This window comes from Paracoccus sp. J55, assembly GCF_000513975.1.
Classification (GTDB): Bacteria; Pseudomonadota; Alphaproteobacteria; order Rhodobacterales; family Rhodobacteraceae; genus Paracoccus.
The window spans coordinates 1-25,747 of record NZ_AZVA01000017.1 but is presented as its reverse complement, the minus strand read 5'-3'; the positions used below and the strand labels follow the sequence as shown (position 1 = coordinate 25,747).

Here is a 25,747-nt window from a genome sequence, read left to right as displayed (position 1 = left end):
GTCACACCCCCAGTTCCCGATGCAGCATGTCCATCTGCGCTTGCAGCTCCGCGACCGGGAATTCCGCCGTCATCCGGCCGTGATCCATCAGGTAGAAGCGGTCGGCGACCTTGGCGGCGAAGCGGAAGTTCTGCTCGACCAGCACCACGGTCATGCCGCGGCTTTTCAGCTTTTGCAGCACCTCGCCGATGGCCTGGATGATGACCGGCGCCAGCCCCTCGGTCGGCTCGTCCAGCAAAAGGCAGCGCGCCCCGGTGCGCAGGATGCGCGCCATGGCCAGCATCTGCTGCTCGCCCCCCGACAGCTTGGTGCCCTGCGAATTGCGGCGTTCCTGCAGGTTCGGGAACAGCGCGTAGATCTCCTCGACTGACATGCCGCCCTCGGCGACCTTCGGCGGCAGCATCAGGTTCTCCTCGACCGAGAGGCTGGCGAAGATGCCGCGCTCCTCGGGCACGAAGCCCAGGCCGGCGCGGGCGGTCTGGTGCAGGGGCAGCGCCGTCATGTCCCGCCCGGCGAATTCGATCTTGCCGGTGCGCTTGCGCAGGATGCCCATGATCGCGCGCAGCGTGGTGGTCTTGCCCATGCCGTTGCGGCCCAGGATGCAGATGGTCTCGCCCTCGGCGACGGTCAGGTTCACGCCGTGCAGGACATGGCTTTCGCCATACCAGGCATGCAGGTCGCGGACGTTCAGAAGCGGCGCGCTCATGCCTCGGACCCCATATAGGCGGTGCGCACGCGCGGATCGGCCGAGACGGCGGCATAGTCGCCCGCCGCGATGATCTCGCCGCGCTGCAGCACGGTGACGTGGTGGCAGATATTGGCCACGACGCTCAGATTGTGCTCGACCATCAGCACGGCGCGCTCGGCGGCGACGTCGCGGATGATCCCGGCGACCATGGCCACGTCCTCCTGCCCCATGCCGGCCATCGGCTCGTCGAGCAGCAGCACCTCGGGGTCCAAGGCCAGCGTCGTCGCGATCTCCAGCACGCGCTTCCTGCCATAGGACAGGTCGGCGGCGCGGTGGTCGCGCCAGCGCGCCAGGCCCAGCTGCTCGATCAGCTGGTCGGCGCGCGCGTCCAGCCGGTCCAGCGACGAGAGCGGCAGCCAGAACTGCACCGCCAGCCCCGCCGGCCGCTGCAACGCCACCTTGACGTTCTCGCGCACCGTCAGATGCGGGAACACCGCCGAGATCTGGAACGACCGCACCAGCCCCATCCGCGCCACCTTGTCGGGCTTGGTATTGGTGATGTCCTGGCCCAGCAGCGTGATCTGGCCCCGCGTCGGCTGCAGGAACTTGGTCAAGAGGTTGAACACCGTGGTCTTGCCGGCGCCATTGGGCCCGATCAGCGCATGGATGCGCGCGTGCTCCACGTCCAGGTCGACGTTGTTCACCGCCGTGAAACCGGCGAAATCCTTCCCAAGGCCGCGGGCGGACAAAACCACCCGCGGCTCGGCCTGCGTTGCCACAGATGCCGCCATCACTGGACCAGCGGGCAGCCGCTGTCGGCGGGCTTCAGGAAGGCCTCGTCCCCCGGGATGGTGGCCAGGACGTTGTAATAGTCCCAGTCCTCGGTCACGTCGCCGGGGGCCTTGACCTCCATCAGGTAGACGTCCTTGATCAGCCGGCCATTGGGCCCGACCTTGCCGCCCTGGGCGAAGACGTCGTCGACCGGCATCTCGTGCATCTTGGCGGCGACGGCCTCGGTCTCGTCGGTGCCCGCCTCCTGGATCGCCTTGAGATACTGGGTGACCGCCGAATAGGTGCCGGCATGGACCATGTTCGGCATGACGCCGGTGCGTTCCTTGAAGCGTTCGCCGAACTCGCGCGATTCCGGGTTGCGGTTCCAGTAGAAGCTTTCCGTCAGCGTCAGCCCCTGCGCGGCATCCAGCCCGATGCCATGCACCTCGGCCAGGGTGAAGAGCAGCGCCGCAAGGCGCTGGCCGCCGGCGGTGATGCCGAATTCCGCCGCCTGCTTGATGGCGTTCTGCGTGTCCATGCCGGCATTGGCCAGGCCGATGACCTTGGCGCCCGAAGCCTGCGCCTGCAGCAGGAACGAGGAATAATCCGTCGTCGCCAGCGGGTGGCGCACCGCGCCCGCGACCGTGCCGCCCTGCGACTTGACGAAATTGCCGGTCTGCTCCTCCAGCGAATAGCCGAAGGCATAGTCGGCGGTCAGGAAGAACCAGCTGTCGCCGCCTTCCTTCACCAGCGCGCCGCCGGTGCCCACCGCCAGCGCATGGGTGTCATAGGCCCAGTGGAAGCCGTAGGGGGTGCATTGCGCCCCGGTCAGCTCGGTCGTGGCGGCGCCGGTGTTGACGGTGATCTTCTTCTTTTCCTGGCTCAGCGCCTGCACCGCCAGGCCGACCGAGGAGGTGGTCAGCTCCATGATCGCATCGACCTGTTCGGTGTCATACCATTGCCGGGCGATGTTCGAGGCGATGTCGGGCTTGTTCTGGTGGTCGGCGGTGACGACCTCGATGGGCGCGTCCAGCACCGTGCCGCCGAAATCCTCGACCGCCATCCGCGCCGCCTCATAGGAAAACTTGCCGCCGAAATCGGCATAGACCCCCGACTGGTCGTTGAGGATGCCGATCCTGACCTTGCCGTCCGAGATCTCGGCCAAGGCAGGCGTGGCAACAAGGCCGACCGCGGTGGCCGACAGCAGAAACTTTCGCATTATGTCCTCCCGAAGGCGCGCTCCTTCCGCCGGCCGCTTTGGCGGGCCGGGTGGGAACGCTGTCCTGTCCATGACGAGGGGCGACTCCCGCGCCCGCTCATCCGAACGATGCAGGTAATTCGGCTTTGACACAAGTGTTCAGATCGGTTTAATTTCTTACAGGACCTGTGCGTTTTCGAACAGATGGCCAATCTCAGCTGGGACGATCTGCAATTCTTTCTGGCGGTTGTGCGCGAAGGCCAGTTGTCGCGCGCCGCGCGGCATCTGGGCACCTCGCATGTCACCGTCTCGCGCCGCATCGACCGGCTGGAGCAGGCGCTGAACACCCGGCTGTTCGAGCGCAACCCCCGCGGCTATGAACCGACGCCCGCCGGCCAGCGCCTGATCGAGGCCGCCGAGCGCATGGAGGAGGCCGCCGGGCTGATCCCGCTGGACCAGGCCAGCGCCCCGGGACAGGCGCGGCCCTTGCGGCTGGCCATGCCCGAAGGCTTCGGCAGCCTGTTCTCGACCCATCTGCTGCCCGCCTTCATCGCGCGCTTCCCGCTGATCTCGCTGGAACTCGTCACCATGCCGCAGGTGCTGTCGCTGTCGCGGCGCGAGGCGGATATCTCGATCACGCTGGACCCTGTGACCAGCGGCCCCTATCGCTCGGAGCGGCTGGCGGATTACACCCTGCATCTCTATGCCACCCGCGAGCATCTGCGCGGCCTGCCGCCCATCGACGGCCCCGAGGATCTGCGCCAGCTGCGTTTCATCGGCTATATCGAGGAGATGATCTTCGCCCCCGGCCTGGACTATCTGGGCGAGATCCATCCCGCCATCCGGGCCAGCGTCAAAAGCTCCAGCATCTTCAACCAGCTGGCGGCGGTGCGCAACGGGCTGGGGATCGGCGTGCTGCCCTGGTATATCGCCGCGAAATATCCCGAGCTGCAGATCGTGCTGCCCGACCGGGTCCGGCTGACCCGGACCTATTGGCTGACCTGCCATCGCGACCTGCGGGTGATGCAATGGGTGCGGGCGGTGATCGGCTTTCTGTCGGCCAGCCTGGCCGAGCGCGGCCACGAGCTGTCCCGCCCCATGGACCATGCCGGGCCGGGCTGACCGCGGCGCGCGCCCCGCCTGAAGGCCGGGATCAGCGCCGGCCCCGGGCGGCCAGCCCCATCTCGGCGCGGTATTTCGCCACCGTGCGGCGCGACAGGGCGATGCCATGCCCGGCCAGCCGCTGCGCCAGCGCCGCGTCCGATATCCGCTGTCCCGCCGGCCAGTCCGCGATCAGCCGGCGCAGCGCCTCCTGCGCCTCGCCGCGGCTCAGATCGGGATTGCGCGGGCTGGCCGGGATGCGCAGCAATTGGCGCAGCAGCACCGTGCCGCGCGGTGTCCGCATGGCCACGCCCGCCACCGCCCGGCTGACGGTGCTTGTCGCAAGCCCCAGCCGTCCAGCCAGTTGGGCCATGGTCAGCGCCCGCAAGGCCCCCTGCCCGCGCAGCCAATCCGCCTGCGCCTCGGCCAGCGCCGAGGCGATGCGCAGCAGGCTGGCGCCGCGTGCCTCGCAACCCGTGATCAGGGCACGGGCAAGGGCGGCCTGCCCGGCGGCGCCCGCGCCGGCGCGCAGCGTCGGGGCCGGTGCGTCCAGCGGCAGGACACGGCCGTCCGCCGTCAGCTCCAGTTCGGGCGCCATGGAGGGTGTCATGTCCTCGGAGAGCGGAAAGGGCGACAGGGCGCGCAGATCGGCCAGCATCCCGGCCGCGTCCTCGGCATCGCAGCCGCAATGCGCCCGGATCGCCGCCAGATCGCCCGAGGCGGCCAGGTCCAGCCGCTGCAACAGCCGCTCGATCATCGGGTCCAGCCGTCCCCGCGCCCGCAATTGCAGCCGCAGGCACTCGGCCAGATCGCGAGCGAAGATGCCGGGCGGGTCGAGGCCCTGAAGGACGGGCAGCAGCGCCTCGATCCGCGCGGCCGGCACCGCCAGCCAGCCGGCGATCTCGGGCAGCGGGTCGGCGAGCCAGCCGCGCTCGTCCAGGCAATGCACCAGCGCCCGGGCCAGATCGGCCTCGTCCCGGGTCAGGCGCAGCAGCCCGATCTGCGCGGCCAGCGCCTGCCTTGCCGTCAGCGCCTCGGGCGTCTCGACCAGGTCCAGGCACGGGTTCCGCGCCGCCTCCAGCCGCAGACGGCGGCGCAGGCGCGCGCCATCCATATGCAGCAGGTCCAGCGACAGCCGCATCTGCTGGCTCAGCGCAAGGCCGCGGATCTGGCGCTGCTGCTGGTTCTGCATCCCCCACCCCTGTGGCGCCACAGTGTTGCACGGCCATGCAACAGCCCGGCGCGAAAACCCCGGCAAACCCTGCGCCAGAAAATTGGCACGGCCGTTGCTTGCATGATGGGCAGGGAGGACAGACATGGTCAAGGTCGGCATCATCGCCAATCCGATTTCGGCCCGCGACATCCGGCGGGTGATCTCGCATGCGGGCAACCTGCCCATCAACGACCGCGCCAATATCGTGCTGCGCATGATGGCCGGGCTGGCCGCGTCCGGCGTCGATGAGGTGGTGGTCATGCCGGAAAACGGCGGCATCCGCTTTCACCTGGAACGCAGCATCCAGCGCGAGCTTCGACTCGGCCACGGGAATTTCCCGCGCCTGCGCTATCTGGACATGCCCGTCACCGCCACGCCCGAAGACAGCGCCCGCGCCGCGCGGATGATGGCCGGGGACGGCGTGGGCGCCATCGTGGTTCTGGGCGGCGACGGCACCAGCCGCGTCGTGGTGGGGGCCTGCGGCGCGGTGCCGGTGGCCGGGGTCTCGACCGGCACCAACAACGCCTTTCCCGAGCTGCGCGAGCCGACGATCACCGGCCTCGCCGTGGGGCTGGCCGTCACCGGGCAGGTGCCCGAGGCCGTGGCGCTGCGGCCGAACAAATGGCTGGAGGTGACGCTGGGCGAGCGGCGCGAGATCGCGCTGGTCGATGTCGCCGTGGTCGAGGACCGCTTCGTCGGGGCCCGCGCCATCTGGAAGGCCGCCGGGTTCCGCGACCTGTTCGTGACCTTCGGCCTGCCGCAGGCCATCGGCATGTCGGCCATCGTCGGGCTCTGCGACCCGGTGGACCGCGCCACGCCCGAGGGCCGGCATGTCCGCCTGTCGCCCGATGCGCCGCGCCAGTTGCTTGCCCCCATCGCGCCGGGGCTGATCGACCGGGTGGGCATCGCCGGCATCGCGCGCATGGCGCCGGGCCGGGCGCATCGCCCCTCGATCCCCGCCGGCACGCTGGCCTTCGATGGCGAGCGCGAGCTGACATTCACCGAAAGCGACCAGGTCTCGGTGCGGCTGGTGCCCGACGCCTTCCGCACCATCGACGTGCCCGCCTGCATGGCCCATGCCGCGCAGGCCGGGCTGTTCATCCGCAACCCAGACTGAACCAGACAAGGGAGGAGTTCATGTCCAATCCGTTTCCGCTGCCCAAGGAGCGGCTGCTTGAAGCCTATCGCAAGATGCGCACCATCCGCGATTTCGAGGAACGGCTGCATGTCGATTTCGCCCGCGGCGAGATCCCGGGCTTCGTGCATCTTTACGCCGGCGAGGAGGCGACGGCGGTCGGCATCATGATGCATCTGCACGACCGCGACCGCATCGCCTCGACCCATCGCGGCCATGGCCATTGCATCGCCAAGGGCGTCGACGTCAAGGCGATGATGGCCGAGATCTATGGCAAGGCCACCGGCTGCTGCGCCGGCAAGGGCGGCTCGATGCATATCGCCGACCTGTCCTTGGGGATGATGGGCGCGAACGGCATCCTGGGCGCCGGCGCGCCCTTGGTCTGCGGCGCGGCGCTGGCGGCGCAGAAGCTGGGCCATGACGGCGTCGGCATCACCTTCTTCGGCGACGGCGCCTCGAACCAGGGCACGGTGCTGGAAAGCATGAACCTGGCCGCGATCTGGAACCTGCCGGTGATTTTCGTGGTGGAAAACAACGGTTATGCCGAATCGACCTCGGTCGATTACGCCACCGCCTCGGACAGCTACGTGGACCGGGCGACCGGCTTCGGCATGCCGGGGATCACCGTGGACGGGCTGGATTTCTTCGCCGTCCACGAGGCGGCGGGCGAGGTCATCCGCCGCGCCCGCGAAGGCGCCGGCCCGACGCTGCTGGAGTGCAAGAACGTCCGCTTCTTCGGCCATTTCGAAGGCGACGCCCAGACCTACAAGGCGCCGGGCGAGAACGAATACAACCGCGCGCACAACGATTGCCTGAAGCTGTTCCGCCAGAAAGTGACCGAGGCCGGGGTGATCTCGGATGCCGAGCTGGACGCCATCGACGCCGAGGTGGCGGCGCTGATCGACGAGGCGGTGGTCGAGGCCATCGCCGCGCCGCTGCCCGGCCCGGAACAACTGACCACCGACGTTTACGTGTCCTATTGAGGGAGGGGAAACCATGGCACGCATCATCAGCATGAAGGACGCGGTGAACGAGGCGCTGGATCAGGAGATGAGCCGCGACCCCACCGTGATCATGATGGGCGAGGATATCGTCGGCGGCGCCGGCGCGCAGGGCGAGGACGACGCCTGGGGCGGCGTCCTCGGTGTCAGCAAGGGGCTTTACGCCAAGCATCCGAAGCAGATGATCGACACGCCGCTGTCGGAAAGCGCCTATGTCGGCGCGGCGGTGGGCGCGGCGACGGCGGGGCTGCGGCCGGTGGCGGAACTGATGTTCGTCGATTTCATCGGCGTCTGCCTGGACCAGGTGTTCAACCAGGCAGCGAAGTTTCGCTACATGTTCGGCGGCAAGGCGGAAACCCCGGTGGTGATCCGGGCGATGTGCGGCGCGGGCTTTCGCGCGGCGGGCCAGCACAGCCAGATGCTGACGCCGCTTTTCACGCATCTGCCGGGGCTGAAGGTGGTCTGCCCCTCGAACGCCTATGACTGCAAGGGTCTGCTGATCCAGGCGATCCGCGACAACGACCCGGTGATCTTCCTCGAACACAAGAACCTTTACGCCAGCACCTGCGACGTGCCCGAGGAACCCTATGCCATCCCCTTCGGCGAGGCGAACATCGTCCGCGAGGGCGCGGACGCCACCATCGTCACCTATGGCCAGATGGTCGGCCGCTCGCTGGAAGCCGCCGAGCTGCTGAAGAAGGACGGCGTCGATGTCGAGGTGATCGACCTGCGCACGCTGTCGCCCATCGACATGGACACGGTGCTGGAAAGCGTCGAGGCGACCGGCCGGCTGGTCTGCGTGGACGAGGCGAACCCGCGCTGTTCCATCGCCGCCGACATCGCCGCCACCGTGGCGCAGGACGCCTTCGGCGCGCTCAAGGCACCCATCCAGATGGTGACGCCGCCGCATGCGCCGGTGCCCTTCTCGCCCTCGCTGGAGGACGCCTATGTGCCCTCGGCCGAGCGTATCGCCGCGGCCGTTCGCAAGACGCTGGAGAACTGACATGGCAGACATCACCCCGATCCTGATGCCGAAATGGGGGCTCTCGATGCGCGAGGGCAAGCTGGCGGCCTGGCACGTGGCCGAGGGCGCCGAGATCAAGCCCGGCGACGAGATCATGGATGTCGAGACCGACAAGATCGCCAATGTGGTCGAGGCCGCCGACGGGGGCCTCTTGCGCCGCCGCGTCGGCATCGAGGGCGAGACCTATCCGGTGCGCGCGCTGCTGGCGGTGATGGCGCCGGAATCGGTGCCGGACGCGGAAATCGACGCCTATGTCGCCGCCTATCAGGCGCCCTCGGCCGGCGACGAGGACGAGAATGCCGGACCCGCCTATCAATATGCCGACCTGCCCATGGGCCGCATCCGCTATGCCGAGCGTCCGGGCGAGGGCGCGCCGCTGGTGCTGATCCACGGCTTCGGCGGCGATCTGGACAACTGGCTGTTCAATATCGACGCGCTGGCGGAAGCCGCGCCGGTCTATGCGCTGGACCTGCCCGGTCATGGCCAGTCGGTGAAATCCGCGCGCCCGGCCGGGCTGGGGCTGATGGTGGAAACCGTCCTGGCCTTCCTCGACCATATCGGCGCGGACAGGGCGCATCTGGCCGGCCATTCCATGGGCGGGCTGGTCGCCGGCACGCTGGCGGCGCAGCACCCGGCGCGCGCCGCCTCGGTCACGCTGATCTGTCCGGCGGGCCTCGGGTCCGAGATCAATGCCGAATACATCGACGGCTTCGTGCAGGCCGCCGGGCGCAAGGACCTGAAGCCGGTGCTGGCGCATCTGTTCAGGGACCAGTCGCTGGTCAGCCGCGCGATGGTCGAGGACCTGCTGAAATACAAGCGCCTCGACGGGGTGCAGGATTTCCTGGCCGAACTGGCCGGAAACCTGTTCCGCGAGGGCCGGCAGGCCGAGCGACTGGCCGAGGCGCTGGCCGCCTCGGGCGTGCCGGCGCAGGTGATCTGGGGCGAGGCCGATGCGATCATTCCCGCCGCCCATGCCGAAAGCCTGCCGGGGGCGTCGCGCCATGTCATCCCGGACGCCGGCCACATGGTGCAGATGGAGCAATCGGCCGAGGTCAACCGCCTGATCCGCGACTTCATCGCCTGACAATCCGGCCGTCCCCTCGCGGGCGGCCCTTTGCAATGGGAGGAGAGAGATGAGCAATTCCGTCGAAGGCCGCGTGGTCATCGTCACCGGCGCGGGCCGCGGCATCGGGCGTTCCATCGCCGAAGGGCTGGCGCAGGCCGGCGCCCGGGTGGTGATCGCCGACATCGCCGCCGATACCGCCGAATCCACCGCCGCCGAGATCCGCGAGGCGGGCGGGCAGGCCATCGGCCTTGCCGTCGATGTGACCGACCGCGCCAGCACGCGCGCGCTGATCGCCCGCACCGCCGCCGAACATGGCCGGCTGGACGCCATGTTCAACAATGCCGGCATCGCCCAGGTCAAGCCGTTCAACGACATCACCGAGGACGACTGGCACCGCGTCATGGACGTGAACGCCATGGGCGTGCTGATCGGCATCCAGGAGGCGGCGAAGCAGTTCATCGCCCAGGGCGGCGGCGGAAAGATCGTCAACACCGCCTCGATTGCCGGCAAGCAGGGCTACGAGCCCTTGGCGCATTACTCGGCCAGCAAGTTCGCCGTGGTGGCGCTGACCCAGGCCGCGGCCCGCGCCTTCGGCAGGCACGGCATCTGCGTCAACGCCATCTGCCCCGGCGTGGTCGCCACCGACATGTGGAAGCTGATCGACAAGGGCTTCAAGGACGAGGGGCTGACCCAACGCGACAACGAGGCTTTCGAGGGCTTCTCGGCCGACATCCTGCTGGGCCGCCCGTCGCGCCCCGAGGATCTGGCCGGCGTCTCGATCTTCCTCGCCTCGGCCGGGTCGGATTACATGACCGGGCAAAGCCTGGTCGTCGACGGCGGCATGGTGCTGCTATGAGCGCGAAACAGAAACTGGCCGAGATGAACGCGCGCGCCGCCGCGCTTTACAAGGCCGACGGCAAGACCATGTCCGCATTCCGCGGGCTGATGCTCGCCGCCAACCGCGAGGGCAAGGTCAGCCCCGCCATGAAGGAAATGATCGCCATCGCCGTCGCCATCGGGCGCGGCTGCGAGGATTGCATCGTCTTTCACGCCAGCGAGGCCAAGGCCCACGGCGCCAGCCGCGAGGAACTGCTGGAGGTGCTGGCCGTCGCCATCGAGATGTCGGGCGGGCCGGGCACGGTCTATGCCGCCAAGGCGCTGGCCGCCTTTGACGAATTGTAAGGGGGAACACCATGAAAGCCTTGCGTTTCCATGCCGCGCGGGACCTTAGGGTCGAGGATATTCCCGAACCGCCCCGGCCCGGTCCCGGGCAGGTGCTGATCCGCAACCGCCATGTCGGCATCTGCGGCACCGACCTGCACGAATACGCCTCGGGGCCGATCTTCATTCCGACCGCGCCGCATCCCTATTCCGGCGCCCATGGCCCGCAGGTGCTGGGCCACGAATTCGGCGGCGAGGTGCTGGCGGTGGGCGAGGGCGTGACCAAGGTGGCGCCCGGCGACCGGGTGGCGGTGCAGCCGCTGATCATGCCGCGCGGCGGCGAGCATTTCGCCGACCGCGGCTGGCACAACCTCTCGGGCAGTCTGGCGCTGGTCGGGCTGTCCTGGGTCTCGGGCGGCATGGCCGAGATGGCGCTGCTCAACGATTACAATGTCGAGAAGATCCCCGACGGCATGAGCGACGAGGAGGCGGCGCTGGTCGAGCCGACCGCCGTCTGCGTCTATGCCTGCGACCGGGGCCGGATCACCGCCGGGGATTCGGTGCTGGTGACGGGCGCCGGGCCCATCGGCATCCTGGCGCTGCTGACCGCGCGGGCCTTCGGCGCGACGCGGCTGTTCGTGTCGGACGTGAACGACACGCGGCTGCGGCTCGCCGCCGAGGTGGTGCCGGGTGTCGTCGCCATCAACCCCGCGCGCGAGGATGTGGGCGAGCGGGTGCGCGCCGGCACCCAAGGCGGCATCGGCTGCGACGTGGCGCTGGAATGCGTCGGCAATGAACGGGCGCTGCAATCCTGCCTGGACGCGGTGCGCAAGCAGGGGGTGATCGTGCAGACCGGCCTGCATCCCGGCAAGGGCAGCGTGGATTTCTTCCAGCTGACCTTCAAGGATGCCGAGATCCGCGGCTCGTGGTGCTATCCGACCCATGGCTGGCCGCGCACCATCGAGCTGATCGCCTCGGGCGCGATCCCGGCCAGGCGGGTGGTGACGAAGCGCATCGCGCTGGACGAGGCGGTGGCCGAGGGGTTCGAGGCGCTGCTGGACCCGGCCGGCAGCCAGCTGAAGATCCTGATCGACCTGTCGCGCTGACGGCCCGCGCCTGCGGCAAGATTTCTGCCCCGGCGCGGCCCGGCCCGTGCTATGGTCGCGCCGGGCTTTGGGAGGAGCCGATGCGGGGAATGCCGGATACCGGGACGCATGTCCTTGAAGTCATTCGCGTGGCCGAGGGCGAACCTTCGCCGCGCCGCGATGCCGATGTGCTGGCCTCGTGGCGGCGCTGCGTGAACGAACACCAGCTCGACCCCGGCCGCCATGCCGGGCCGCGCATCGTCACCCAGCAGGAACTGCGCCAGCACCGCCAGGAATCCGAGGAATTGCTGGGCATGGCCCGGCACGGCATGGAGGACCTTTACCGCCGCGTGAACACGATGGGCTATGTCCTGCTGCTGTCCAATGCGCGCGGCGTGACCGTCGATGCCATCGGCGACGCGGAACTGGACCGCGAGCTGCGCCATGCCGGCCTGATCGCCGGCTCGGAATGGCATGAAAGCCATGTCGGCACCAACGGCGTGGGCGCCTGCCTCGCCACCGGGCGGGCGATCACCGTGCATCGCACCGACCATTTCGACCTGGCGCTGACGCCGCTGTCCTGCACCGCCGTGCCGGTGCATGACACGCGCGGCGGGCTGATCGGGGTGCTGGACCTGTCGCATCTGCAGGCGCCGCAGGACAAGATGAGCCAGGCGCTGACGCTGGAGGTGATGAAATCCTGCGCCCGCCGCATCGAGATGGCCAATCTGGTGCGCCGGCACCGCGCCGACTGGATCCTGCGGCTGAACCCCTCGCCCGAATTCCTGGACGTGGACCCGATGGCCGCGGTCGCCATCGACGCAGGGGGCCGCATCAGCGGCATGACCAACAACGCGCGCGAGCTTCTGGCCGGCGGGCCGGCCGAGGCGCTGATCGGCCGGCGCTTCGACGACATCTTCGCCTGCGACCTGGACGACCTGCCCAAGCTGTCGCGCGCCATGGCCCCGGTCGACGGCGCGCTGGAGATGCAGGCCGGCGGGCTGATCTTTGCCCGCGCCGTGCCGCCCACCGCGCCGCCGCGCCGGGCCGCGGAGACCAGCCTGCCCCAGCCGCTGCGCGCGATCCATGGCGGCGACCCGGCCATGCAGCGCCTGGCCGAGCGCGCCGCCAAGGTGGTGGACCGCCAGATCAGCGTCATTCTGCGCGGCGAGACCGGCACCGGCAAGGAATTCATCGCCCGCGCCATGCATGCCTCGTCCCGGCGGCGGGGTTCCTTCGTGGCGATCAACTGCGCCGCCCTGCCCGAGGCGCTGATCGAAAGCGAGCTGTTCGGCTATGCCCCGAACGCCTTCACCGGCGCCCATGCCCGCGGCAAGAAGGGCCTGATCCGCGAGGCGCATGGCGGCACGCTGTTCCTGGACGAGATCGGCGACATGCCGCTGGCCCTGCAGGCGCGGCTGCTGCGCGTGCTGTCCGAGCGCGAGGTGCTGCCGGTCGGTGCCACCCGCGCCGAGCCGGTGGACATCCGGGTCATCTCGGCCTCGCATCGCGACCTGGCCGGGCTGGTGGCCGAGGGGCGGTTCCGGCAGGACCTGTATTACCGGCTGAACGGGCTGGTGCTGGACATCCCGCCGGTGCGGGCGCGGGCAGACCTGGAATGGCTGATCGCCCGCATCGCCGCCGCGACCGAGGGCAGGCCGCGCTTCTCGCCGCAGGCCATGGTGCTGCTGCTGGCGCATGACTGGCCCGGCAATGTGCGCGAGATCGTCAATCTCTGCACGCTTTGCGCGGCGCTCTGCGACGGCGCCACGGTCGGCCCCGAGGATCTGCCCGATGAGATCGGCGCGGCGCAGGCGACCGCCCGACCCGGCCCCGACGGGACCGAGCGCGCCGGGCTGCGCCGGCTGATCGCGGAATGCGAGGGCAATATCTCGGCCGTGGCGCGGCAGGCGGGGGTGGACCGCAGCACGATCTATCGCCGCATGCGCAGGCTTGGCCTGAACGAGGATCCAAGAGGTGGCCCGGCCGCTGGCTGACCGCCCGGTTCCTGGCCCGGCCGCCGGAATATCCGAAAGGAGCGGAGCAAAAAATCGGGCTCGCATGTCGGTTCCCGCGCTGGCCGGCCATGCGTTGGCCCTTGCATCCGCTGCGATCGAAGAAAGAAGACGATCATGCGCGCCATGGCACTGGTCAGGGCCGACGAGGACAGCGAGGCCGGCGTGAGGCCGACCAGCCGGGAGCTGGAGGAAATGACCCGCTTCAACGAAAGGCTTGCCGAGGCGGGGGTGATGCCGGCGAGAGGCTGCACCGCAGCAGCCGCGGCCACCGCATCCGCTTCGGCGCCGCCGGGCCGGTGGTGCTCGACGGGCCTTTCGCCGGGACAGGGAGCCGGTGGCGGGCTTCTGGCTCTGGAAGGTCGGCTCGCGGCAGGAGGCGCTGGACCGGGCGAGGCAGGCCCCCTCCGCAGCGGCGAGCCGGAGTTGCGCGCGATCTTCGAAAGCGAGGAATGCGGCGAGGAGCCGACCCCCGATCTGCGCGCCCGCGAGACGGACCTGCGCCGCAAGCTGGAATAACCGGCGGCGCGGACAACCCTCTGGCGCAGCGCCCCGAAGCGATGGGATAAAGGTCCGTGCCGGGCCAAAGGGGGATGGATGATGCGCTATTTCGATTTCAGCTCGTGGCAGGGGATCCTGACGACGCTGCTGGGCCTTGCGCTGTTCACGCTGATCGGCGTGGGCATCCGGGTGCTGATGCTGCTGACCATCCAGCAGCGCCAGCAGCGCATGAACCGCCAGATCAACGAGCGCCTGCGCACGCTGATCGCGGCCTACAAGGTGCTCGGCGGCTCTTTCACCGGCGAGCTTCTGGTCGATCCGGCGCATCTGCGCGACCTGCGGCAGCAGGCCCAGACCGCCGGCGCGGAAGAGGCCGGCGGCTCGGACCGCGCCCGCCGCATCCGCGACGCGGTCGAGGCGGCGCTGTCCGACATCATCCTGCTGGGCACCGAGGAACAGGTCCGCCTGGCCAGCCATGCCGCGGCCGAAATGGCCGCCGGCCGGCCGATCCATACCGCCGAGCTGGTCGTCTCGCTGCGCGATTTCATCCGCAAGGCGCTGGACCTGGCGCCGGTGCCCGGGGACGTGACCATTCCGCTGCAGGGCCCGGCGCGCCAGCAGGGCGGTTCGTCCCGGGGCGGGCGCGGCGAAGGCGGCGGCAAGACCGGCGGGGGCGGCGGCGGCGGTGCCGCGATGGGCGGCGGCGGCATGGGCATGGGCATGGGTCTTGGCGGGCTGGGACGCCACGCCGACGACGCGCGATCCTGAACCGCCGCCAGCGCCAGGCTTGCGATGCGCGGGCGATCCTGCGATCCTGCGGCCATGACCGGGGACCTGAAGATCCTGCGCCAGCATGTCCTGCTGGCGGCGCGGCTGTTTCGGAACTACGGCGCGGTGCTGGCCGCCACCTGGCTGGCCGGCACCCTGCTCGGCGCGCTGCTGATGATGCTGGCGGTCGAGATCGGCTTCGCCGACCGGCTGGCCGGGCTGATCGCGCTGGTGCCGGTGATCCTGCTGCAACTGGTGCTGTTCGTCGCCATGTTCGTGATCCTGCGCGATGGGCTGCCGGTGCTGCGTTTTCGCGCAAGACGCCGCCGCGAGGCGCCGGCCGCCGGAACGGAGGCGGCCGACGGCCGGCCCGGCATCGGCATGCTGGCCGGGGCGCTTCTGGCGGTGCTGATCCCGTTCTACGGCTATTATGCCGGCTGGGGCCTGCTCGGGAACACGCTGCGCGACTATTCCAAGGCGTTCCTTTCGACCTCGATGGAGCGCATCGACTTCACGGAGGTCTCGCCCGAGCGGGCGCCCACCGCGCTTGAGGTGCAAAGCACGCTGTGGGTGGTGGCGGCGGTGCTGCTGATCTGGGCGATCCGGCGCGGCGCGAAAGCCATGCACAAGCGCAGCGAGGCCGGGATCTGGCCGCTGCTGGTCGTCGCCTGCGAGGCGAGCTGGGCGGTGCTGGGCCTTTACGTCATCGCGGGCTGGCAGGAGGGCTTCGTCGCATGGCTGGCCCAGCTGCCCTCGCCCGGCGCCTTGTGGCAGAGCCTGTTCCCGCCCGCCGCGGCCGAGGTCGTCGATGCCGCGCGCCGCCCGGTGGACTGGCCGCCCGCCTTCCAGCCCTGGCCCTGGCTGGTGCGGCTGTTCTGGTATGCGCTGCTGCCGCTGATCTGGTTCAACCTCGGTGCCATCGTCTACGGCCACGACCTGAACCTCATGACCGAGGAGACGCGGCGCTCGGCCGGCAAGGTGCTGGACCGCTGGCAGGGGCTGCCGAAACCGCTGACCGACTTTCTCGGGCATTTCTGGGCCGGGCTGGTCAGGCGCTGGCATGCGGTGGCAAACGGCGTGCTGCTGGCCGGATCGGCGGGGTTTTCGCTGACCGTCTCGGTGCTGGTGCTGTGGCGGCTGGCCGACTGGGCGGGCCGCTGGGCCTGGATCGGGCTGGCCGAGCTGATCGGGCCGCAGGACCTGCGGGTCTGGCAGGTGGCGCAATATCCGCTGAACCTGCTGTTCGGTGCGCCGGGCCAGCAGCAGGACGGGGTGCTGGTCTGCGTCCTGCAGTTCTGCATCCTCGCCGCCGGGCTGGAGCTGGCCGGGCGGGCGCAGGCGGCCCGGGCCGCTAGCGCAGATCGCGCAGCACCGGCCTGACCGGGAATTCCAGCGCCTCGGGCCGCGTTCCCAAGGCCGAGACGCGCAGCCGCGCCCCCTTCAGCAACTCGGCAGGCACCAGGAAAAGCTGGTCCGACAGAATCTCTTGCCCCTCGGGCGGCGCGTCATGGGGCAAGGGGTTGCAACGGCCCATGTTCTCGCCGTCGGGTGCGATCACCCGGACCGCCCCTTCGGCATCGGCGCTTGTCAGCGGCAGCCATTGCCGGCCGGCGGCGTCGCGCAGGCCGACATCGCAGCCGGCCCAGCCATGCCGCGCCGCCTCGGGACCGCGCAGCGCCAGGCGGACCAGGACCAGCGCCCGCTCGGGCAGGTTGGGCGCGGTTCCCGCCCAGACCTGATCGACCCGGACATGCACGCCGCGCAGCTCGGCCCCCGCCCCGCCCGCCTGCGTCACCTGCCATTCGCGCGCGCGGCGCAGGTCGGCGATCTCGGTCCAGCCGGCGACCACCACATTGGCAAGCAGCAGCACCGCGGCAAGGATGATCCATAGCAGGTGTTTCATGGCGCGAACCGGATGATCGGCTGGCGCTCGGGCAAGGCCGGCGGGGCGAGGTGCAGGGCGCTGTCGAAGACCGCGCTGGTGCTGCCCGTCAGCACCAGCGCCCCGCCCGCGACCTCGTCCTCGGGCAGCTCGAAGACGGCGATGGCGCGGTCGGTCAGGCCGGGCTGGAACCAGCGGCTTTCAAGCCCGCGCGGAATGTCCTCGGCGCGGTGCGACAGCGCATAGCGCCGCCCGCTCGCCCCCTGCCAGACCGCGTCGAGGCGCTGCGAGGCCAGCCTGGCCTCGGCCTCGATCTCGGCGATCAGGAACAGGCCGTCGCTGTCGCGGACCAGATCGCGGCCATAGCGGCGAAAGGCGATGCGCTCGGCCAGCCGCATGCCGGTGAAGCGGGCCCGGAAGCTGCGCGCCTCGCCGGTTTCGCCGGCCGCGACAGGGCTGCGGAACGGCTGCACGGTGCTGTCATAATCCGGCGCGCTCTGCATCATGGCGCCCAGCAGCGCCGCCCCGGCCAGAACGATCAGGACGCGCCCCGCCCGGATCATGGCGCCCCCTCTGGCGTGGTCGCCATGCGGCCGGCGGGCTGGAACAGCAGCCAGCTCGACTTGCCATAGAGATTGTCCCTGAGCTTGAAGGTCTGCCGCTGGAAGGTCAGCGAGACCGGCCCGGGCTGCCAGCCCGGCGGCACCCGCCAGGCCAGCGTCACCCGCTCGGCCAGCCGCGGCTGCAGGTGCCAGAGCAGCTCGCCGTCGCGGTCGAGCGTGACCTCCGGCTCGGGCCAGGCCACGCCTGCGGCAGCCAGTTCGGGCGGGTGCGGCGGAAAGCCGAAGACGGCGGACTGGGTCTCTCCGGTCAGGTTCAGCAGCCGGGCGCGCAACAGCAGCCGCCGGGGCTCGCCCTCGCGTTCCGGCGGTGCCAGCGAAAGCGACAGCGGCGTGATCTCGGTCCGGCCCAGATCGACCGGCTGCCCCAGCGCCACCGCAGGCGGCTCCTGCGGCGCCCGCGCTTCCTCGACCTTCAGCCAAAGGCCGAGCAGCACCGCGGCCGCGACCCCGATCGAGGCGGCCATGCGCACCCTCAGACGCCGCAGCAGAGAGGCCCGTTGCTTACCCGTCATGCGGGAATTAAGGCGCAAGCCGCCGGGCAAGCTCAAGACGCGGGCGGCCGGGTCGGCGGAATCCGGCCGGAAAACCGCCCCGGTTCAGCGCAGCCCGGCCATGCGCAGCGCATCGACATAAAGCTCAAGATCCTCGGGATGCTGCAGCGGCGGCACCTTGCGCCAATGCGCGATGGTGAAGTTCGGGTGCACGCGTATCACCTCGCGCGCATGGTGGCGGGCCTCGTCCATCTGGCCCAGCAGCGCGTGGCTGGCGGCCAGAAGCCGATGCGCCTCGGAACCGTCGCGCATGCGGGAAAGCGCCTCGATGGCCTCGGCATATTCGCCCATGTGGAAATGGGCGTCACCCAGGAACCACAGATAGGCGTCCGGGTGATAGGGATTCAGCCGCATCGCCCGCCGGATCAGCCGCACCGCCCTTTCGCCTTGCCGGACATAGGCCAGGCAATCCCCCGTATAGGCCAGCAGGTCGGCGTCGTTGGGGTTCAGCGCCAGCGCATGCTCATAGGCCGACGTCGCCTCGGCGTGCTGCTTCTTGTAAAGATGCGCCAGCCCCATCTCGGAAAAGCCGCGCGCGTCGAACCCGTCGCATTCCACCGCGCGCTTCGCCAGGTCCAGCGCCCGGTCCAGCGCCGCCTGCGGATCGCTGCTCCAGTTGTAGCGCCATTCCACGTTGAAGGTCCGCGACATCGCCGCATAGCTGCGGCCATAGAGCGGATCGAGCTCCTGCGCCTGCTCGAACAGGCGGCGCGCGTGCAGGTTCGCCTCGGGACGGAAGCGGAAGTCCAGTTCCAGCCCGCGCAGCACCAGCCCATAGGCGTAAAGCGCCGGGTGGGTCTGCTCGGCCAGCCGGCGCCGTTCGGCCGCCTCGATGCGCAGGGCGACGCGTGCGGCGGTCGTGGCGGCGATATCGTCCTGGATGTCGAGAATGCCCGCCATCGCCCCGTCGTAGCGTTCGGACCAGAGCGTGTTCTCGGTCTCGGCCTCGATCAGGTCCGCAGTGATCCTGATGCGGCTGTCCACGCGCCGGAAACTGCCGGCGAGCAGATAGCGCACCCCCAGCCGCCGGCCGATCTCGCGCAGCGACGCGACCTCGGCCGCCGCCAGGAAGGCGGAATGGCGGGCAATCACCATCAGGTGCCGGAACCGGCTGAGGCTGGTGATCAGATCGGCGGCAAGGCCCCGGCACAGATGCAGGTCGTTCGGGTCGCCCGAGAGGTTTTCCAGCGGCAAGACCGCCAGCGAGGCATCGGGCAAGGCCAGCGTCCCGGCGGCAGGCGGTGGCGCGGCAGGGATCGCGCGGGGCCCCGCCGCCGCCGAGGCGAGCCCGACCGCATAGATCTCGACCGGCGCCGTCATGTTCCTGAGCCGCTTGCGCCCCAGCGAGCGCAGGACCAGGTCGGGATGGCCGCGCACCAGCCGATAGACCGCTTCGGTGATGCAGACGCCGCCGGGCGCGGCGAAGCTCTGGATGCGCGCGGCCAGGTTGACGCTGTGGCCATAGACCCCGTCGCTGCCGGCAAAGACCTCGCCGATGGAGATGCCGATGCGATAGGCGATCGGCTCGGCCCCGCCGGTCCAGGCCGCGTCCTGCGACAGTTCCTGCTGCATCTCGAGCGCGAAATGCAGCGCCTGGTGGACGCTTTCGAAAACCGCCACCAGCCCGTCGCCGGCGGTATTCACCACCGAGCCGCCGTAATCGCCGGCCAGCCGGCGGATCAGGCGCAGCGAGCGCGCCAGCCGGGCGACGGTGCCGGCCTCGTCCCGCTCGACCAGCCCGGTATAGCCGTGCACATCGGCATAAAGCACGGTGAGCAGCCGGGGACCGGACAGATCGGACTGCGCGCTCATCACCCTGACATCGGCTCCCGGCTTTCCTGCATGGCGGCAATGCCTGCCGGAGACCGTGAAATCCGCCCTGAACTGAACTGTCAAGTGCGGAAACCCCGGAAGCGGGCGGCTCCCCGACAGGCGGAACCGGCCGGACGGGTGCCGCCGCGCGCGGAGCAGCCGGCCGGAACCGGGATCGCGCCGGCGGTGCGCGCCGGACCGGCCGGACCGAAAGCGACGCCGCCTTGCCGTTGTCGGATCGTCCCGTCAGGCCCGCGCCATCGGCGGGGGCGCAGGCGTCGGTCCGGGCTGCGATGGCGCTTCGGCGGCCGGCCCAAGCAGCGCCAGCGGTTCGGCAAGGGCGCGGGCCGCCTCGCGCCAGGCGGGCGCATCCAGGTCCAGCCGCCGCAGCACCGCCGCCCTGCCCTGCCCCCGCTGCGCCAGCTTGACCATGGCGCGGTAATCGGCGGCCAGTCCGCCCAGCAGCCGGTCCAGCTCTTGCAGGTCCTGCTCCAGCCGGGCGGCGACCGCGGATTGCGCGCTGGCCTGCGTGGCGATGGCCAGCGCCGCCGCCACCGGAACGCTGCCGGCCCGAAGCCCGCGATAGTCCAATTCCAGCCGGTCGAGCAGCGCGGCCGGCCGCGACAGCCGGCCGGCATGAGGCCCCGCCGCCCCCAGCAGCGCCTCGCCGCGCCAGTTCCCCGCCGCCGCCCGGGCCGCGGCGCCGATCAGCGCCCGGCCCAGCCGGTGACGCTGCGCCAAGGGCATCTCGGTCCCGGCTTCCAGCAGCGCCTCGACCGCCGCCGCCAGCTTCTGGGCCAGTTCCTCGATGCGGGTGCAGGCCTGTATCATCGGCCCGTCGGAGCCCTCGGTCCGGTGCAGTTCGGCCGCCAGCGCGCCCCAGAGCCGCTGCGCGCTGAACCGGATCATCCCGGCGCCGCGCGGCGCGGTGCGGGTATGGCCGCGCAGGATGGAGCGGCAGCGATCCAGATCGCCCGCGGCGGCCTTCAGCAGCGCCGGCAGCTGCGCGGCCTCGCAGGGCGGCGCGGCCAGGCCGCGGGCCAGCGTCCCGGCCTGGACCAGCAGGCTGCGGGTGCGGGGCAGCAGATGGTCCAGGCAATAGCGCGACATGGCGCGCAGATCGGCCTCGGCCTTGGCGGCCGCGCCCTCCATGGCGCCGGTGCCGCGCCCGCAGACCGGGCCCGGCTGCCCGCCCTGCAAGCCGGCCCGGACCTGCAAAAGCAGCGCCGTCATCGCCAGCCGATGCAGGGCCGCCCCGGTCAGGGCCGGAAGATCGGGGGCATGGACGGCTGTGCATGGCGGCTTGGACATTGCGGCGGCTCTCGGGCTGTCATGGTTGCGCCTTGCTCCTGCCGTATCGATCGGCCACAATCAGTGCGCGAACGCACAGAGCCGGCATATTCGACCTGCAACCGGCCGGATCGAGGCCATGACACCGGAACAGGGCGCGGGTGATGACGGAAACGCTGGGGCTGGGCGATCTGGATTGGTTTGCCGGGCTGACGCCGCGGGATCTGGCCCCGATCGAGGCCGCCCTGAGGCGGCGGCAGTTCGACCAGGGACAGCTGATCCTGGAGCGCGGCGATCCGGGCGATACGGTGCTGTTCGTGCTGTCGGGCCGCGTGCTTGCCGTGCACTGGACGCAGGCCGGGCGCGAGATCGTCTATAGCGACATCGGGCCCGGCTGCGCCTGCGGCGAGCTGTCGGTGCTGTCGGGCAGCCCGCGCTCGCTGTCGCTTTACGCCCGCAGCGCCTGCACGCTGTTCGAGATGCCCGGCGCGCTGCTGCTGGAGCTGATCGGGACCCATCCCTCGGTGCGGCAAGCGATCATGGGCCATCTGGTGCGCCAGATCCACGGCCTGACCGACCGGGTGCATGCGCTGATCTCGCTCAGCGTCGAGGAGCGGCTGCGCGCCTATCTGCTGCGCATCGCGCTGGAGCGCGGCGGGCTTGAGCGCGGCCGCGTGCTGCGCGACCTGCCGACCCATGCCGAGATCGCCAATATCGTCGGCGCCAACCGCGAGGCGATCAGCCGAAACCTGGCCAAGCTTGGCCGCGAGGGCGTGATCGAGAGCGGCCGCCGCTTCCTGCGCATCCTGCGCCCCGAGGCGCTGTTCCCGCAGGCCGCCGAAACGGCCGCCCCGCCCGCGTTCAGCCCGCCAGAAGCTCGTCCGGAGTGACCGCCGCCAGCCCCAGCGCCTCGCCCACCGGCGGCGAGGTCAGCCGCCCCTCATGCGTGGCAAGCCCGGCGCGCAGATGCGGGTCCTGTTCCAGCGCGCGCCGCCAGCCCTTGTCGGCCAGCGCCAGCAGGAAGGGCAGCGTGGCATTGCCAAGCGCCTGGGTCGAGGTCCGCGCCACCGCGCCGGGCATGTTGGCGACGCAGTAATGGACGATGCCATCGACCTCGTAGATCGGGTCCTGATGGGTGGTCGGGCGCGAGGTCTCGAAGCAGCCGCCCTGATCGATGGCGACATCGACCAGCACCGCGCCGCGCGGCATGGTTTCCAGCTGGGCCCGCGACACCAGCTTGGGCGCCGCCGCGCCCGGCACCAGCACGGCGCCGATCACCATGTCGGCGGTCTGGATCAGCTCGGCGGTCGCCGCGGCGCTGGCGTGCTGGGTGGTCAGCTTGCCCATGAACAGGTCGTCCAGCCAGGACAGCCGGGGCAGCGAGCGGTCCATCACCGTCACGTTCGCGCCCATGCCGACCGCGACCCGCGCCGCCGCGGCGCCGACCACGCCGCCGCCGATGATCAGCACATTGGCCGGCCGGACCCCCGGCACCCCGCCCAGCAGCACGCCGCGCCCGCCATTGGCCTTTTGCAGCGCCCATGAGCCGACCTGCGGCGCCAAGCGCCCCGCCACCTCGGACATGGGGGCAAGCAGGGGCAGGCCGCCGCGCGCATCCGTCACCGTCTCATAGGCGATGGCCGTCACGCCCGAGTCGAGCAGGTCGCGGGTCTGCGCCGGATCGGGCGCCAGATGCAGATAGGTGAAGAGCACCTGCCCCTGCCGCAGCATGGCGCGTTCCTGGGCCTGCGGTTCCTTGACCTTGACGATCAGGTCGGCGGCGGCAAAGACCGAGGCCGCGTCCGGCGCGATCTGCGCCCCGGCGGCCAGATAGTCCTGATCCGCGAAACCGGCGCCCAGCCCGGCATCGGTCTCGACCAGGACCTGATGACCGTGGGCCACGGCTTCGGCGGCGGCGGCCGGCGTCAGGCCGACGCGGAATTCCTGCGGCTTGATTTCCCTGGGGCAGCCGATCTTCATGCTCATCTCCTCTCCTCGCGCTGGTTTCGGTGCGGGTGCGCGACCAGTCTGCCCTGCTTGGCCCGCAAGCTGTTGCGAAGATGGCCCCGGCTGGCGCGCCCGAACGGAACAGGACCCTCCGGATGGCGAGAAGAATCGAAGATCCTTCCATCGTCAAGCCGATTGGCGCAATGCCGCCCCCGTTTCCGGCCCCGCGGCGCGCGGAATGCCCGAATCGATGCGGAGAAAGAGCGGCGGCCTCGGCCGGCGATCAGCCGCCGGTGCAGAAACTGGCGTAAAGCACCGCCATCACCCGCCGCGCCGGCTCGCTTTCGATGCGATACCAGATCACCTGCCCGTCCCGGCGCCCGGCGATGATGCGGTCGCGGCGCAGCAGCGCCAGATGCTGCGAGACCGTCGAATCGCGGATGCCCAGAAAAGCGGCAAGCTGGCCCACCGACTTTTCTCCCGAACTCAGCGCGCAAAGGATCATCAGCCGGTGCTGGTTGCCCAGCGATTTCAGGAACTCGCTGGCCTCGGCCGCAGCCGCGCGCATCGCCTCCGGGTCGATCCCGGCAGCATCGGGTCGGGAGCAGTCTGGCTGGGTGTCGCTGGTCATTCTTGCATACCTACACGATTCCGAATATATGGTCAAGCTGCCCGCCCGGAACAACGAGGTTCGACCATGCCCGGCCCGGACAGCCAGATCGTCTGCATCGCCTGCGGCGCGGTGAACCGCCTGCCGCCCGCGCGCGATCCGGCCGCCGCGCGCTGCGGCAAATGCCGGAAGGCGCTGTTTTCCGGCCAGCCGGCCGAGGTGGACGGACGGATGTTCCAGCGCCAGATCGGCCGCAGTTCGATCCCGGTTCTGGTCGATGTCTGGGCGCCCTGGTGCGGCCCCTGCCGGATGATGGCGCCGGAATTCGCCCGCGCCGCCGCCCTTCTGGAACCGGCGATGCGGCTGATCAAGCTGAACTCCGAGGCCGAGCCGCAGGCCGCCGCCGCCCTTGGCATCCGCGGCATCCCGACGCTGCTTCTCTATCGCGGCGGGCGCGAGATCGCGCGGCAATCCGGCGCCATGGACGCGGCTTCGATCGCCGGCTGGGCCCAGGCGCGGCTGCGCGGCTGAGGGCGGCGCGGTTGCCCCGGCGGCACGCTCGGTTAAGCTGGAGGCCGGAGCAAGACGGGCGAGGACGACATGGGCCAACTGATCGACGGCATCTGGCATGACGAATGGTATGACACGGAAAGCAGCGGTGGACGTTTCCAGCGCAGCGTGACCGCCTATCGCAACTGGATCACCCCGGACGGGAGTCCCGGTCCCAGCGGCAAGGGCGGCTTTGGCCCCGAAAGCGGGCGCTACCATCTCTATGTCTCCTATGCCTGCCCCTGGGCGCATCGCACGCTGATCTTTCGCGCGATCAAGGGGCTGGCGCCGCATATCGACGTCTCGGCCGTGCATCCCGACATGCTGTCCGAAGGCTGGACCTTCGCCACCGACTTCCCCGGCGCGACCGGAGACCGGCTGTTCGGCCTGCCCTACCTGCGCGACATCTACCTGAAGGTGGATCCGAAGGCTTCGGGCCGGGTGACGGTGCCGGTGCTGTGGGACAAGGCGCAGGGCACCATCGTCAGCAACGAAAGCGCCGAGATCATCCGCATGTTCAATTCGGCCTTCGACGGGCTGACCGGCAATCGCGACGACTATTGCCCGGCCGACCTGCGGGAGCGCATCGACGCGATGAACGAGCGCATCTACGACCGGGTGAACAACGGCGTCTACAAGGCCGGATTCGCCACCTCGCAGGCAGCCTATGACGAGGCCGTGCAACCGCTGTTCGAAACGGTGGACTGGCTCGAGGGCCATCTGGGCGCCAACCGCTACCTGTGCGGCGACCGGATCACCGAGGCGGACTGGCGGCTTTTCACCACCGCGCTGCGCTTCGATCCGGTCTATCACACGCATTTCAAATGCAACCGCCGCTGGCTGCGCGAATATCCGAACCTCTGGGGCTGGACGCGCGAGCTTTACCAATGGCCCGGCGTCGCCGAGACGGTGCATTTCGACCATATCGTGCGGCATTACCATTACAGCCACGTCACGATAAACCCGCATCGCATCGTCCCGATCAATCCTCTGATCGACTGGGAGGAGCCGCACGGCCGGGGTTGAGACGAGGCGCCGCAGGGTTTTCCCCTGGACTGACAAGTCTGCCCGCACCAGCCAGGCGATAATCGCGCCGGTCGCCGTTCCTGGATCTGGAGATGTCGATCGGCGTCCGCGCGGAGGATGACGAGCAGGCCGAACAGGGCCCGGCCGGAATGGGAGGCCGGAGGGAGGTGATTTCCGGGGCGGAACCGGGGCTTTCAAAGGCGCTGCGCCGGCCCCGAGAAATTTTCCCGACGGCTGTATTTTTCCGCTTGCGCCCGCCGACGCGCCCTCCTATACGACGCCTCACACGGGCGCCGGAGACGCCGCCCGAGACCTCCGGTGGGGCCATAGCTCAGTTGGTAGAGCGCTTGAATGGCATTCAAGAGGTCAGGGGTTCGACTCCCCTTGGCTCCACCAGTTTAAATATATCATTGTATTTCAACAGGATAGGCGGAAATCTCTGCCTTGCTGCCTAGGCTGAGAACGGCGGTGAGAAATTCGTCCACGGTAGCGGTGGCTTGGTGCTGCTGCGGGCGGCGTAAAAGTCGTCCACCTATTCCCTTTCTGCGGCGGCAGGGAGGGCGTGAGGATTTACAGCGTGGACCTATATCTGAGAGTTCGCCAGGCTTGCGCGGAAGGCATGAGCCAGCGGGAAGCGGCGCGGGTGTTCAACATCTCGCGTGACACGGTTGCGAAGATGATGACCTTCTCGGTGCCACCGGGCTACCGACGGACGGCCGAGGTCAGGCGG

At 69.9% G+C, this 25,747-nt stretch carries 27 protein-coding genes and 1 tRNA gene; 17 read left to right on the top strand and 11 right to left on the bottom strand.

All coding sequences use genetic code 11. From position 1 onward, the window contains the following. Window position 1: 1 nt before the first annotated feature. The 3 genes from PARJ55_RS0114715 to PARJ55_RS0114705 are packed head-to-tail and all read right to left on the bottom strand — an operon-like array spanning window position 2 to window position 2,678. On the bottom strand, window positions 2-706 hold the full coding sequence (locus PARJ55_RS0114715; protein WP_028713726.1) for an ABC transporter ATP-binding protein: 705 nt from the start codon (window positions 704-706) through the stop codon (window positions 2-4). Beyond that, on the bottom strand, window positions 703-1,479 hold the full coding sequence (locus PARJ55_RS0114710) for an ABC transporter ATP-binding protein (RefSeq protein WP_028713725.1): 777 nt from the start codon (window positions 1,477-1,479) through the stop codon (window positions 703-705). The genes PARJ55_RS0114715 and PARJ55_RS0114710 overlap by 4 nt, the downstream gene beginning before the upstream one ends. Further along, a complete protein-coding gene (locus PARJ55_RS0114705) occupies window positions 1,479-2,678 on the bottom strand; it encodes an ABC transporter substrate-binding protein (protein WP_028713724.1) in 1,200 nt (399 codons plus the stop codon). The genes PARJ55_RS0114710 and PARJ55_RS0114705 overlap by 1 nt, the downstream gene beginning before the upstream one ends. A gap of 183 nt (window positions 2,679-2,861) precedes the next feature. Between PARJ55_RS0114705 and PARJ55_RS0114700 the strand changes: the two genes are divergently transcribed. Beyond that, window positions 2,862-3,779, top strand: coding sequence for a LysR family transcriptional regulator (locus PARJ55_RS0114700; RefSeq protein ID WP_028713723.1), 918 nt, complete (start codon window positions 2,862-2,864; stop codon window positions 3,777-3,779). Window positions 3,780-3,810: 31 nt separating this feature from the next. Here the strand turns inward: PARJ55_RS0114700 and PARJ55_RS0114695 are convergent, their stop codons facing one another. Further along, the gene (locus tag PARJ55_RS0114695) at window positions 3,811-4,950 is read right to left on the bottom strand and encodes a hypothetical protein (RefSeq protein ID WP_028713722.1); all 1,140 of its coding nucleotides are present in this window, start codon (window positions 4,948-4,950) and stop codon (window positions 3,811-3,813) included. Window positions 4,951-5,074: 124 nt separating this feature from the next. Here PARJ55_RS0114695 and PARJ55_RS0114690 point away from each other — a divergent pair, with 124 nt between their 5' ends. The 11 genes from PARJ55_RS0114690 to PARJ55_RS0114640 all read left to right on the top strand — a co-directional run bounded on the left by PARJ55_RS0114690 (window position 5,075) and on the right by PARJ55_RS0114640 (window position 16,107). Continuing rightward, window positions 5,075-6,088, top strand: coding sequence for an ATP-NAD kinase family protein (locus PARJ55_RS0114690; RefSeq protein WP_028713721.1), 1,014 nt, complete (start codon window positions 5,075-5,077; stop codon window positions 6,086-6,088). Window positions 6,089-6,108: 20 nt separating this feature from the next. Then, window positions 6,109-7,089: a thiamine pyrophosphate-dependent dehydrogenase E1 component subunit alpha gene (locus tag PARJ55_RS0114685; protein ID WP_028713720.1), complete on the top strand. Its 981-nt coding sequence runs from the start codon at window positions 6,109-6,111 to the stop codon at window positions 7,087-7,089. Between the two features lie 13 nt (window positions 7,090-7,102). Beyond that, a complete protein-coding gene (locus PARJ55_RS0114680) occupies window positions 7,103-8,110 on the top strand; it encodes an alpha-ketoacid dehydrogenase subunit beta (RefSeq protein WP_028713719.1) in 1,008 nt (335 codons plus the stop codon). Window position 8,111: 1 nt separating this feature from the next. After that, window positions 8,112-9,215 (top strand): acetoin dehydrogenase dihydrolipoyllysine-residue acetyltransferase subunit, encoded by a 1,104-nt coding sequence (locus tag PARJ55_RS0114675; protein WP_028713718.1) that lies wholly within the window; start codon window positions 8,112-8,114, stop codon window positions 9,213-9,215. A 49-nt stretch (window positions 9,216-9,264) separates the two neighbouring features. Continuing rightward, window positions 9,265-10,053 carry an SDR family NAD(P)-dependent oxidoreductase gene (locus PARJ55_RS0114670; RefSeq protein ID WP_028713717.1) on the top strand — a complete coding sequence of 263 codons (789 nt, stop codon included), beginning with the start codon at window positions 9,265-9,267 and terminating at the stop codon, window positions 10,051-10,053. Then, window positions 10,050-10,379, top strand: a complete 330-nt coding sequence (locus tag PARJ55_RS0114665) for a carboxymuconolactone decarboxylase family protein (protein ID WP_028713716.1) — start codon at window positions 10,050-10,052, stop codon at window positions 10,377-10,379. Before PARJ55_RS0114670 ends, PARJ55_RS0114665 begins: the two co-directional genes overlap by 4 nt. Window positions 10,380-10,390: 11 nt before the next feature. Beyond that, window positions 10,391-11,464: a 2,3-butanediol dehydrogenase gene (locus PARJ55_RS0114660; RefSeq protein WP_028713715.1), complete on the top strand. Its 1,074-nt coding sequence runs from the start codon at window positions 10,391-10,393 to the stop codon at window positions 11,462-11,464. A gap of 80 nt (window positions 11,465-11,544) precedes the next feature. Continuing rightward, on the top strand, window positions 11,545-13,440 hold the full coding sequence (locus PARJ55_RS0114655; protein ID WP_028713714.1) for a sigma-54-dependent Fis family transcriptional regulator: 1,896 nt from the start codon (window positions 11,545-11,547) through the stop codon (window positions 13,438-13,440). A gap of 135 nt (window positions 13,441-13,575) precedes the next feature. After that, window positions 13,576-13,977 carry a hypothetical protein gene (locus PARJ55_RS22240; RefSeq protein WP_051416292.1) on the top strand — a complete coding sequence of 134 codons (402 nt, stop codon included), beginning with the start codon at window positions 13,576-13,578 and terminating at the stop codon, window positions 13,975-13,977. A gap of 78 nt (window positions 13,978-14,055) precedes the next feature. Continuing rightward, on the top strand, window positions 14,056-14,727 hold the full coding sequence (locus PARJ55_RS0114645) for a hypothetical protein (protein WP_036714262.1): 672 nt from the start codon (window positions 14,056-14,058) through the stop codon (window positions 14,725-14,727). Between the two features lie 54 nt (window positions 14,728-14,781). Then, complete coding sequence (locus PARJ55_RS0114640; protein WP_036714275.1) at window positions 14,782-16,107, top strand: hypothetical protein; 1,326 nt, start codon at window positions 14,782-14,784, stop codon at window positions 16,105-16,107. Here PARJ55_RS0114640 and PARJ55_RS0114635 read toward each other — a convergent pair. From PARJ55_RS0114635 to PARJ55_RS22230, 5 genes are all read right to left on the bottom strand, one after another. Beyond that, window positions 16,079-16,630, bottom strand: coding sequence for a hypothetical protein (locus PARJ55_RS0114635; RefSeq protein WP_028713711.1), 552 nt, complete (start codon window positions 16,628-16,630; stop codon window positions 16,079-16,081). The two genes, PARJ55_RS0114640 and PARJ55_RS0114635, sit on opposite strands and share 29 nt — an antisense overlap. Further along, complete coding sequence (locus tag PARJ55_RS23025) at window positions 16,627-17,172, bottom strand: hypothetical protein (RefSeq protein ID WP_051416291.1); 546 nt, start codon at window positions 17,170-17,172, stop codon at window positions 16,627-16,629. The genes PARJ55_RS0114635 and PARJ55_RS23025 overlap by 4 nt, the downstream gene beginning before the upstream one ends. Then, entirely contained in the window at window positions 17,169-17,696 is a 528-nt protein-coding gene (locus PARJ55_RS0114625; protein ID WP_028713710.1) for a hypothetical protein, read from the bottom strand. Before PARJ55_RS0114625 ends, PARJ55_RS23025 begins: the two co-directional genes overlap by 4 nt. Before the next feature lie 132 nt (window positions 17,697-17,828). Then, a complete protein-coding gene (locus PARJ55_RS0114620) occupies window positions 17,829-19,595 on the bottom strand; it encodes a tetratricopeptide repeat protein (RefSeq protein WP_028713709.1) in 1,767 nt (588 codons plus the stop codon). 246 nt (window positions 19,596-19,841) lie between these two features. Continuing rightward, window positions 19,842-20,906, bottom strand: coding sequence for a hypothetical protein (locus PARJ55_RS22230; protein WP_051416290.1), 1,065 nt, complete (start codon window positions 20,904-20,906; stop codon window positions 19,842-19,844). Between the two features lie 143 nt (window positions 20,907-21,049). Between PARJ55_RS22230 and PARJ55_RS22225 the strand changes: the two genes are divergently transcribed. Then, complete coding sequence (locus tag PARJ55_RS22225) at window positions 21,050-21,775, top strand: Crp/Fnr family transcriptional regulator (RefSeq protein WP_051416289.1); 726 nt, start codon at window positions 21,050-21,052, stop codon at window positions 21,773-21,775. Here PARJ55_RS22225 and ald read toward each other — a convergent pair. Then, window positions 21,747-22,865, bottom strand: a complete 1,119-nt coding sequence (gene ald / locus PARJ55_RS0114605) for an alanine dehydrogenase (RefSeq protein ID WP_028713708.1) — start codon at window positions 22,863-22,865, stop codon at window positions 21,747-21,749. The two genes, PARJ55_RS22225 and ald, sit on opposite strands and share 29 nt — an antisense overlap. 250 nt (window positions 22,866-23,115) lie before the next feature. Beyond that, complete coding sequence (locus tag PARJ55_RS0114600) at window positions 23,116-23,463, bottom strand: metalloregulator ArsR/SmtB family transcription factor (RefSeq protein ID WP_051416288.1); 348 nt, start codon at window positions 23,461-23,463, stop codon at window positions 23,116-23,118. Between the two features lie 66 nt (window positions 23,464-23,529). On the opposite strand from PARJ55_RS0114600, the gene PARJ55_RS0114595 reads away from it, so the two are divergent. From PARJ55_RS0114595 to PARJ55_RS24035, 4 genes are all read left to right on the top strand, one after another. Further along, the gene (locus PARJ55_RS0114595) at window positions 23,530-23,973 is read left to right on the top strand and encodes a co-chaperone YbbN (RefSeq protein WP_028713706.1); all 444 of its coding nucleotides are present in this window, start codon (window positions 23,530-23,532) and stop codon (window positions 23,971-23,973) included. 69 nt (window positions 23,974-24,042) lie between these two features. Next, window positions 24,043-25,017 (top strand): glutathione S-transferase family protein, encoded by a 975-nt coding sequence (locus PARJ55_RS0114590; protein WP_028713705.1) that lies wholly within the window; start codon window positions 24,043-24,045, stop codon window positions 25,015-25,017. A 320-nt stretch (window positions 25,018-25,337) separates the two neighbouring features. Further along, a tRNA-Ala gene (locus tag PARJ55_RS0114585) sits at window positions 25,338-25,413 on the top strand. 181 nt (window positions 25,414-25,594) lie between these two features. Beyond that, window positions 25,595-25,747: helix-turn-helix domain-containing protein (locus PARJ55_RS24035; RefSeq protein WP_156929446.1), on the top strand; the 153-nt coding region annotated here is incomplete at its 3' end.

Coding starts and splice junctions, on each gene's coding strand:
- PARJ55_RS0114715 (WP_028713726.1), bottom strand. CDS start 706: ATGAGCGCGCCGCTTCTGAACGTCCGCGACCTGCATGCCTGGTATGGC.
- PARJ55_RS0114710 (WP_028713725.1), bottom strand. CDS start 1,479: ATGGCGGCATCTGTGGCAACGCAGGCCGAGCCGCGGGTGGTTTTGTCC.
- PARJ55_RS0114705 (WP_028713724.1), bottom strand. CDS start 2,678: ATGCGAAAGTTTCTGCTGTCGGCCACCGCGGTCGGCCTTGTTGCCACG.
- PARJ55_RS0114700 (WP_028713723.1), top strand. CDS start 2,862: ATGGCCAATCTCAGCTGGGACGATCTGCAATTCTTTCTGGCGGTTGTG.
- PARJ55_RS0114695 (WP_028713722.1), bottom strand. CDS start 4,950: ATGCAGAACCAGCAGCAGCGCCAGATCCGCGGCCTTGCGCTGAGCCAG.
- PARJ55_RS0114690 (WP_028713721.1), top strand. CDS start 5,075: ATGGTCAAGGTCGGCATCATCGCCAATCCGATTTCGGCCCGCGACATC.
- PARJ55_RS0114685 (WP_028713720.1), top strand. CDS start 6,109: ATGTCCAATCCGTTTCCGCTGCCCAAGGAGCGGCTGCTTGAAGCCTAT.
- PARJ55_RS0114680 (WP_028713719.1), top strand. CDS start 7,103: ATGGCACGCATCATCAGCATGAAGGACGCGGTGAACGAGGCGCTGGAT.
- PARJ55_RS0114675 (WP_028713718.1), top strand. CDS start 8,112: ATGGCAGACATCACCCCGATCCTGATGCCGAAATGGGGGCTCTCGATG.
- PARJ55_RS0114670 (WP_028713717.1), top strand. CDS start 9,265: ATGAGCAATTCCGTCGAAGGCCGCGTGGTCATCGTCACCGGCGCGGGC.
- PARJ55_RS0114665 (WP_028713716.1), top strand. CDS start 10,050: ATGAGCGCGAAACAGAAACTGGCCGAGATGAACGCGCGCGCCGCCGCG.
- PARJ55_RS0114660 (WP_028713715.1), top strand. CDS start 10,391: ATGAAAGCCTTGCGTTTCCATGCCGCGCGGGACCTTAGGGTCGAGGAT.
- PARJ55_RS0114655 (WP_028713714.1), top strand. CDS start 11,545: ATGCGGGGAATGCCGGATACCGGGACGCATGTCCTTGAAGTCATTCGC.
- PARJ55_RS22240 (WP_051416292.1), top strand. CDS start 13,576: ATGCGCGCCATGGCACTGGTCAGGGCCGACGAGGACAGCGAGGCCGGC.
- PARJ55_RS0114645 (WP_036714262.1), top strand. CDS start 14,056: ATGATGCGCTATTTCGATTTCAGCTCGTGGCAGGGGATCCTGACGACG.
- PARJ55_RS0114640 (WP_036714275.1), top strand. CDS start 14,782: ATGACCGGGGACCTGAAGATCCTGCGCCAGCATGTCCTGCTGGCGGCG.
- PARJ55_RS0114635 (WP_028713711.1), bottom strand. CDS start 16,630: ATGAAACACCTGCTATGGATCATCCTTGCCGCGGTGCTGCTGCTTGCC.
- PARJ55_RS23025 (WP_051416291.1), bottom strand. CDS start 17,172: ATGATCCGGGCGGGGCGCGTCCTGATCGTTCTGGCCGGGGCGGCGCTG.
- PARJ55_RS0114625 (WP_028713710.1), bottom strand. CDS start 17,696: ATGGCCGCCTCGATCGGGGTCGCGGCCGCGGTGCTGCTCGGCCTTTGG.
- PARJ55_RS0114620 (WP_028713709.1), bottom strand. CDS start 19,595: ATGAGCGCGCAGTCCGATCTGTCCGGTCCCCGGCTGCTCACCGTGCTT.
- PARJ55_RS22230 (WP_051416290.1), bottom strand. CDS start 20,906: ATGTCCAAGCCGCCATGCACAGCCGTCCATGCCCCCGATCTTCCGGCC.
- PARJ55_RS22225 (WP_051416289.1), top strand. CDS start 21,050: ATGACGGAAACGCTGGGGCTGGGCGATCTGGATTGGTTTGCCGGGCTG.
- ald (WP_028713708.1), bottom strand. CDS start 22,865: ATGAAGATCGGCTGCCCCAGGGAAATCAAGCCGCAGGAATTCCGCGTC.
- PARJ55_RS0114600 (WP_051416288.1), bottom strand. CDS start 23,463: ATGACCAGCGACACCCAGCCAGACTGCTCCCGACCCGATGCTGCCGGG.
- PARJ55_RS0114595 (WP_028713706.1), top strand. CDS start 23,530: ATGCCCGGCCCGGACAGCCAGATCGTCTGCATCGCCTGCGGCGCGGTG.
- PARJ55_RS0114590 (WP_028713705.1), top strand. CDS start 24,043: ATGGGCCAACTGATCGACGGCATCTGGCATGACGAATGGTATGACACG.